5 protein-coding genes are annotated in these 8431 nt (G+C 56.6%); 4 read left to right on the top strand and 1 reads right to left on the bottom strand.

The annotated features are described in order from the left end of the window. Nucleotides 1-677 precede the first annotated feature (677 nt). The 4 genes from LA304_RS17755 (at nt 678) to LA304_RS17740 (ending at nt 2450) form a co-directional block, all read left to right on the top strand. Complete coding sequence (locus tag LA304_RS17755) at nt 678-872, top strand: hypothetical protein (protein ID WP_224504519.1); 195 nt, start codon at nt 678-680, stop codon at nt 870-872. A gap of 72 nt (nt 873-944) precedes the next feature. Next, on the top strand, nt 945-1751 hold the full coding sequence (locus tag LA304_RS17750; RefSeq protein WP_396022210.1) for a transglutaminase family protein: 807 nt from the start codon (nt 945-947) through the stop codon (nt 1749-1751). Nucleotides 1752-1969: 218 nt separating this feature from the next. Continuing rightward, a complete protein-coding gene (locus tag LA304_RS17745; protein WP_224504517.1) occupies nt 1970-2176 on the top strand; it encodes a cold-shock protein in 207 nt (68 codons plus the stop codon). Between the two features lie 55 nt (nt 2177-2231). Next, on the top strand, nt 2232-2450 hold the full coding sequence (locus LA304_RS17740; RefSeq protein ID WP_224504516.1) for a hypothetical protein: 219 nt from the start codon (nt 2232-2234) through the stop codon (nt 2448-2450). Between the two features lie 840 nt (nt 2451-3290). On the opposite strand, the gene LA304_RS17735 is transcribed toward LA304_RS17740, so the two are convergent. Further along, nucleotides 3291-8315 carry a RecQ family ATP-dependent DNA helicase gene (locus LA304_RS17735; RefSeq protein ID WP_224504527.1) on the bottom strand — a complete coding sequence of 1675 codons (5025 nt, stop codon included), beginning with the start codon at nt 8313-8315 and terminating at the stop codon, nt 3291-3293. Nucleotides 8316-8431: the final 116 nt, after the last annotated feature.

The raw sequence follows: 8431 nt of genomic DNA, 5'->3' as shown, positions 1-8431 counted from the left end.
TGAGGCCGTTATACCCTTGGCCCAGAGGCCGACAATGCACTAACAATCAACTTGGACCCGTCAAATGAGGCAGCCCAGCGCTGGGGAATGTCTCCACAATGCACCTTAGCCGCACGGGCATATTGCACCGTGCTGCGGACCCATCGTTCTGGTCAGGTGATATATTTTGCGATTGAGCAATCAATCGCGCCGTCTGTCTCGCTCGATTTGCTGAGAGACTGCGCACATCTGCTGGCCATTTCAGGTAAGTGCCATGGGGCAGGCGTATAAGGGAGAGGTAGGCGCTCTGCCGCCGAAATACGAGCCATTTTTCTGAGAAAGTTTCGAAACCCGCCTTAGCTATGGAAAACAATCACTATTATTTTCTGAAACTCGGGCAAGCGGGGCCGCGTCCTGCCATCCCGCGGTGACGATGGGGACAAGTTGCGCCGCTCCACTGTCATTTCACTGGTAATGCGGTGCGCGATCCCCCATATCTATGGAGGTTACAAGGAAATTCTCATAGGCGGGCGACGACCCGCGCCATCGCTGCGGTGCGCAATTTGCCCCCAGTTTCTCCTCGTATCCGGACGACACACCAAACGAACTGGTCCCAAGTTGCCGATCCCGAGAAGGCCGCTGCACGTCCGTGGCGTCTTTTCCGCGCCCGCAGGTTGCTTCCGGAAAGGACGCTCAAAATGACAAAAGACATTGCTCACAGCACCGAAGCCGACTCCGAGAAAACACCCACCACACAAAAGCGCCGGACCGAGACCGCAAAGCCGACCATGGGCGAGGCACCGAAACCGCGTCGTTCGATTTTCGATGCCTCCTACGCGCCCGTCGGTGCTGAATTGCGCAAGGCGTGGTCTCCGCACAGCCGCAAATCATAGACGATACGAGGTCTCTCTGCCTCCCTCGGCAATCACACACAGACAGGAACTGCGCCCATGACCTCCCCCGATCTGCGCATCAAACTCGGATGTCGCTTTCAATTCAGTTTGACGCAACCGACCCCGATGATCGCGCTGCTCAATGTCCACTTTTCACGGGTCAGTGACCTCGAGACACCGGATCATCTTGTGACCACCCCCCGCGTTCCGATGAGCGGCTATCGCGACTCATTTGGCAACTGGTGCACACGCATGATCGCGCCGCAGGGACTGTTTACCGTTGAAACCGAAGCTATCATCGCGGATGACGGGTTGCTCGACGCCCGGCCAGAGATCGGGGCGCAAGCGCCGGTCGAACAGATTCCCGACGAGGTGCTCGTGTATCTTCTGGGAAGCCGTTATTGTGAAACCGACATTCTCTCCGATACGGCGTGGCGCTTGTTCCAGAATACGCCGCCCGGTCTGGCTCGCGTGCAGACAATCTGCGATTTCGTCCACAACCATATTCGCTTCGATTACCTTTCAGCGAACGCCACCCGTGGTGCAGCACAGGCCTATCATGACGCGAAGGGCGTGTGTCGCGACTACGCGCATCTGGCCATCACCCTTTGTCGCTGCATGAACATTCCCGCGCGCTATTGCACGGGGTATCTCGGGGATATCGGGATGGAGCCGCCTTATCCGCCCGGTGATTTCGCCGCCTGGATGGAGGTCTGGCTCGACGGGCGATGGTGGGTCTTTGATCCGCGTAACAACATGCTTCGCATCGGACGCGTTCTCGTCGCGCAGGGACGTGATGCTGCGGATGTGCCATTGATTCACTCGTTCGGGGAAAACCTTCTGACTGGTTTCGAGGTCTGGAGTGATCAGATCGTCTGAGACATGATGCTCATCTCTGACGCCGGCTTGCGTTTCATGCGGTCTGAAAACGAGGCGTTTAATTCCTTTGCTATATTACGCCCCGTCCTGTAGAGAGGGGGTGCAACGTTTTTTCCTTTCGCATCCTGTCTCCTTTATCGGTTCCAGTCTGCCGCTACGATCTGACTGAGCCGGGCAACCGCATTTTGTGGGCTGCATATTTTATAGGAGACATCACAATGGCCAATGGCACTGTGAAATGGTTCAACCAAACTAAAGGCTTCGGCTTTATCGCACCGGAAACCGGTGGTCGCGACGTTTTCGTCCACATCTCTGCTGTTGAACGCGGCGGCATTTCCCACCTCGATGACGGCCAAGCCGTGACCTTCGACGTGGAAGCCGGACGTGACGGACGCGAGTCCGCAGTCAATCTGGCAGTCGCTTGATCTGACGGCTTCGGGATCCGGCGTTTCGGTCGGATCCCACCACCAAGGAGGCACTATGCCCCATAGAGATAAAGCAGACGCCTTGTTTTCCCGACCCGCTGCCAAACCGGCCACGGCGTATGATAAGACTTCTGCGGCAGCCCGTGAGATTACTGAGGCTGAAGCCGCGCTCCGCGCGGAAAAAACCGCCAATTTGAAGGCTGCCAGACTGGCACGCGACAAAGGCGAAGACGCGCACGGCGCCGCACCACAGTCCGATATCAGAACGTCTTGAGTCAGTTTGTGCGGCTCAAAAACGAAATCCCGGGATCTCCTCGGGATACGAGAGAGGCCACCACATGACACGCAAAAATTTAGCTGCAGATGCACAATCTGCGGTGACAATGACTATCACCCAAAAGAAGAACAAATCCGAACTCGGATGGCATCATTTCTTCGAGCGCCTCGCGGCGGAGAAGTCGCTGGAAACACGGCAGGATCTGCCTCGAAGCGTTCAGGAGTAACGTCCTCTTCCGATACTTTCGCGAGAGGACGCCTCCGGTGACCCGACTGAGTGTCATCTGGCCCGCAGCAAGGCCGATCATCATTCGTCGTTGCGCCACCGGAAGGTGAAGCGGCAGAGCAAGGTCTCTGCCGCTTTGCTTATGTGAGCCGAGTTTCATTGAGCGCAGTTCAAATACTGCCGCTGCATTGCCAATGCTGCGAATGCTTGTTTCGAAATTTTCACGTCATGCACTTAGCTGCCGTTCACGCAGGACGCTGCGAATGGCCGCTCTCCGCCCATATGTCAAAGCATTCACGACACGCCCTTTGAAATTCATGTCGAAAAGGGCCGTGAGTACAGAGAACGCTCGCTGGCATTCGGCGCTCAAACCACAGGACTGCAGGTGATCTAAGGTGGTTGCAGAGGTGGTTTCTTAGGTCGACATGACAATCAAGTCGCGAATTTTAAATCTAAATAATTAATTTTTATGTGCCCTGAATAGGAAATGAACAAAGCGTGGACAAGTTTCGGTGAGCGTCTACCTTTCCGTCTCTCTTCCGAGATTCTGTAGACCGAATATGGTTCGAGATACGCCCAGGGCAACTGTCTGGATTACTCGGACCACTTCACTCACCACGTCTTGCGGAACACAAGCTCAGGTAGCACCGTCTCCCATTCATCGTGTTTGATGTAGGTCTGAAAACGCTCGTCATTGTCAGCTTTCCGCCATCTCACGATAGCGCCAACTTTACCGGACACGAGAGAAGTGCGTTCAGGTGGGTTCCATTTTCCCGCCATCCGGCCGAGGGTCCGACCACTTTGGTCTATGATCAACCATTTCCCGCTACAGAGTTCGAGCGTTACAGGGTCATCGATTTTGGCTGCCGCTATGGCCGAGTGAGACGGGTTTGTCTCGGGCAAGCGTCCTGCATAGGACAAGTCGACCGAAGCCATTTCCGGTACTTGATACCAATCGGGGTTTGGCAGATCCATCTGCCTGGGCATTTCGACTTTGCGGAGCATTTCGCTTTCAGAATCTGCATGAACGAAGGCGTGTTCACCGCTCGTGACCACCGACAGACTGCTTCGCGCACGCGTCATCGCGACATAGAACAGGCGGCGTGGCGCTTCTCCGTCCTCGCCTTTCGATAGTACTTTCCAGCCGCCATTCAGGATCACCACATGATCGAATTCGAGTCCTTTCGATCGGTGCGCGGTGAGTAAGAGCAGCCCCCGCTGCGCGCGGCGGACATCTTGCGACCACTCCGCGAGCCACTCAACAGCGTCGGGAACTGGAATAGTCTTTTTCCCCAAATCACGGGCGAGATCCGCAATGCCCTCCGCAAGTAGATCGACCCAGCGGCTCGGCGCTTGTTCGTTCAGAACATTGAGTATGTCTTGGATCGTCAGCATTGCAGAAGGACGCTTGCGCAAACCCGCGACAAGCTGTTGCATCTCTCTTAGACGCCAAACACTCGGCAGTTTTTCATTGGCCATCTCGACCGGCAACCCAAGTTTTTCGGCATAGGCGCGCACAGCATTGAGGCGCCGCCAGTCACGAGAAATGATGGCGGTTCGAGACCAGTCAAAATTGGGATCCAACCGCGAAATCCGCACGAGCTCATCAACTGCAATCACGGCCTGCGCCACTTCATTGTCGGGTCCATCAAGGAACTGCACCCGCCCGCGCCCGACCGGATCATGTCGCGCCATTGCACCACCACCGGGTTCGAGGCTCCGCTCCTTATCGACTGTGATTTCGTGCCCCGCCTTCATCCTGCCTCGGGCCGGTTCGATCACCTGGTTCGAGGCGTCGATGATGTATCTGCTGGAGCGATAGTTCTCGACAAGGAATTTAGGCTTCGCACGGTAATCCTCTTCGAACTGGCGAATGAAAGAGATCGACGCCCCCGCAAAGGCATAGATGTTCTGGTCATCGTCTCCGACGGCAAAAAGGCTCAGCCGCTGGTCGGGATCCTCAAGCGAACGCCCTGCCACCGCTGAAATAAGGGCGTATTCCTCGGGACCGATATCTTGATATTCGTCCACCAGAATCCAGCGATACCCCTGAATGAGCGCCTCACGTTGCGCTTCGGCCTCAGAGCGGCTCAAGCCCTCTCCGTTGATCTGGCGGACGGCCTCCATGATGATCCCGTCAAAGTCCCGCTCTTCAACGGTGGCACCTGCAAAGCTCGCACCAACCAATCGCATCGCCAAGGCATGGCATGTTGAGACCGTGACCCACGCGGCATCTTCCCCGACAAGGTGACGCAAACGCGCGCGGATCTCGGCGGCTGCGTGGCGGTTGTAAGTCAGGACAAGGATGCCACGCGGGTCTTCGCGTTTAACTCGGAGTAGATAAGCGATGCGATGCACCAGCACCCGCGTCTTACCTGATCCCGGGCCCGCAAGAACCAGAACATTCGTTTCTTCACGGTCGTCCGCGACGATCTCTTGTTGAACCGGATTGCGCAAGTCATCAACGATCTTCGCCCACGCTTTGCCCGTGGTTTGACGTCGAATTTCGACACTGCGACCGGGCATCCAACGGCGTAGGAACCGATCCTGATCAAGAGCAAAATAATCCTCCGAAAGCCGCTCAGCTTCATCGATATGATCAAGCCCTTTTTCGGCATAGGCCGCCATTACATGGGTCTGGAGCGTTTGCTCTTGATAATGCTGCTCGAGGGGAAGGAAGTCTTTCTTGGTAAAGCCCGCACGGGTGGGTTTTAGATAGACGGTCATAGCCGACCGGAAGACCGTCAGCCCTTTGCCCAGCGTCACGACATTCTGTTCATGGAGCCACAACAGCGCGCGCTCCATGAGCTTTGTCATGTCTTTAACACCCGTTTCCTTGATGAAGGCGTCCCCGCTTATCGCCGCGAGGAGATCGCCGACGGTTGTCTCCACTTGGATATCCTTGCCGCGTGCGCCAGACGGCGCCTTCTGAATGAGGAAATCCAGCAGTTTCTCTGCCGCCAACCAACGGACCGAGGCAGTCTGCTCGACGATACGCCAGGAACGCTGCAAGACCACCTGGAGGGTCTTGCTCGATAGGTTGCGCAGGCCGATGTTGCCACGGCCACCATCGCTGTCGCGCCCATCGCGAGCAATGCTTCTGAGAAGACGGTCGAGCACATGAGGGATGGCATCTTCGTGACCTTCGTCGCGTAGGAGCTGGCTTGCCGCTGCCAGATCTAGTGGTGCCGCATCACCGACGCTCGCTTCTGGCGCGAACTCTCGCATTCTCGAAATGAGTGCTTTCTCGAGGCGCATCGCCCGCTTCATGCGATGGCGCGATTGGTTCTCGACACCGATATGAACCGACACGGTGATGGCAATGTCGTTGCGCGCAATACCGAGCGTTTCGAGATCCGTCATCGCCTTGCTGAGTTCTCGATGCGACATTCCACTGATGCCGGTCAATTCATCGGTCGAGATCCCTTGGTCGGGCGGCGTGTTCATCACATGACGTACAATCGTCATTAGCTTATCTCGCCGTGCGTCGGTAATGTCGGCCACGCTCAAGCGAGCCTCGGCTTCAGCAACTGTGCGCACAAGCAACGAAGACGGGAACACTTGGACACGGTTTTCTTCTCGAGAAACGAGCGTCGCCTCCTCAAGCCAAGATACCGCCGTTTTTACGCGGGTGTCATCGGTGGCGCTGTCGCGAATGAACTCACGGTCCTTTTCCTCACGGACGATCTCGCCCGGCGTGGCAACCACCTTGCCGCTGTTTCGCGTGTGTTCGTCCATACGGCGCAGTGCCTTCAGGATGGCACCAATCTCTTGCCGATCCAGCCGAGACCGCGCAGACAACGTGAACTGACGCTCTACGTCGTCCGAATGGTAGAGCAAGACACAATCGGCCGGCGCACGGTCGCGGCCAGCCCGTCCCGCTTCCTGAAGGTAGTTTTCGAGAGAGCCGGGAATGTCCGCGTGAACCACGAGCCGGATGTCGGGTTTGTCTATTCCCATCCCAAAGGCATTCGTGGCCGCGATCACCCGCAAGTCCCCTACGCGGAACCGTTCCTGCACGATGTGTTTGTCGTCCGCTGTCAATCCGGCATGGAAATGCTCCGCCGATAGCCCTTGCTGTTTCAGAAAATCCCCGACGCGCTCTGTCTCTTTCCGTGTCGCGCAGTAGATGACGGCGCCGGACACGCCCACGGCAGGAAGGAACTGCTCAATCGTGGAGAGCACATCGCCGAGCTTGCTTTCTTTGCGCGTTGCTTTGACAGAGAACTTTAGGTTGGTTCGCGTGGCCCCGCCGTCAAACAGGCCAAGCTCGATCCCGAGGCGATCGCGGAAATGCTCTGTGATGTCTGCTACAACTTCAGGCTTTGCCGTTGCCGTGAGGCACATCACGGGAGCCGGTGCCAGATCGCCCGAAAACTCCCGAATGAACCGGCCAATATATCGGTAATCCGGCCGGAAATCGTGCCCCCATTTCGAGACACAATGCGCTTCGTCCAACACCCAAAGCCCCACTTCGCGCTGGGCGAGGACTGACCGAATGGAAACACTCCGCAGTTGTTCCGGCGAGATCAGCAGAATTGCAGCCTGCCCTAGTCGCACACGATCCAGCGCTTCTTGCCGCTCCGGCATAGAGAGCATCCCGTTGATGGTCACAGCAGAGGCAATCCCCGCGCGCTCCATGCCCTGCACCTGGTCAGCCATCAGCGCGACCAGAGGTGAAATCACTACTGTCAGCGCCCCGGTCTTGTCATAGAGGCTCAGCGCGGGGACCTGATAGCAGACCGACTTGCCCGTGCCGGTCGGTAGAATGCCAAGCACGTTGGCATGTCCCATCGCCTCAGACACGATGACCTCTTGCAAGGGATTACCGTCGCTATCCACGGGCTGTGGTCGGTAGCCTTCAAACCCGAACCATTTCTTGAGTGCCCCGACCGGGTTATTCATCTCGGCGCACCACTCACAGGTGCTATCGCCGCAGTTGGTATCGCGAAGCTCCCGCACAATCAGGGCTGCTTCAGGAAAGGATTTCCGGACCCATGGCGGCATAACAGACTCTCCGCCAGACACCGATATCCAGGCAAGCGCATATGCCAATGGCCAAGCCATCCGTGGATCTTTCAACTGATCCAGAACGGGGGCCACCTGCGCGCCACATGCTTGACCTTTGAGAAGGGACCTGATTGCGGCCAATGCGTCGGACCGATCTGGCGCGGGGGCTTTGCGGATGTCCTCGAAAACTGCATCGAAACCGTCCGAGCGATCCAGTCGTGTCGCCAAATAGTGATACGCGAGTGTTGTCTCGGGCGACTGTGAACCAAGTTCGGTGAGCGCCTTGATCTGGTTTTCTAACACCTCGAAGACCAGTCGTGCATCCAGCTCCGGATCATTCACATGCCCTGCTTGCAAGCGACCATCGTGGTAGTGCTTGACGAGGTGATGGTATGGATTGCGAGGGAACGCCAGCGGGTTGAGCCAAAGGGTATCAATCGGCGCAGCCATTTTCGCAGCGAGCCTTGGGCGTGCTGCCAAGAGTTGTTCGATATCGTGGCGAAGAACATTGTGCCCGATAACATACGGAGTTTTCACAAGCGCCTTCTCAAGTTTGTCCAGAGATTGAGAAAGCTTGCCTTTCGGCGCAACGATTGCCTTCTCATCCTTGAGAAGCACTGCCGCCATATCAAATATCTCGGCCATCTTAGGATTTACCTCAAGATCGACAGAGAGACACAGATCCAAAAGAGGCTTCTTTTCTTCGCCCTTTGGTCTCTTGAAGTTGAAAAAAGCCATAAAAT

The organism is Celeribacter litoreus (genome assembly GCF_020165855.1).
In the GTDB taxonomy this organism is placed as follows: domain Bacteria; phylum Pseudomonadota; class Alphaproteobacteria; order Rhodobacterales; family Rhodobacteraceae; genus Celeribacter; species Celeribacter litoreus.
This window is presented reverse-complemented; position numbering and strand designations above follow the sequence as displayed.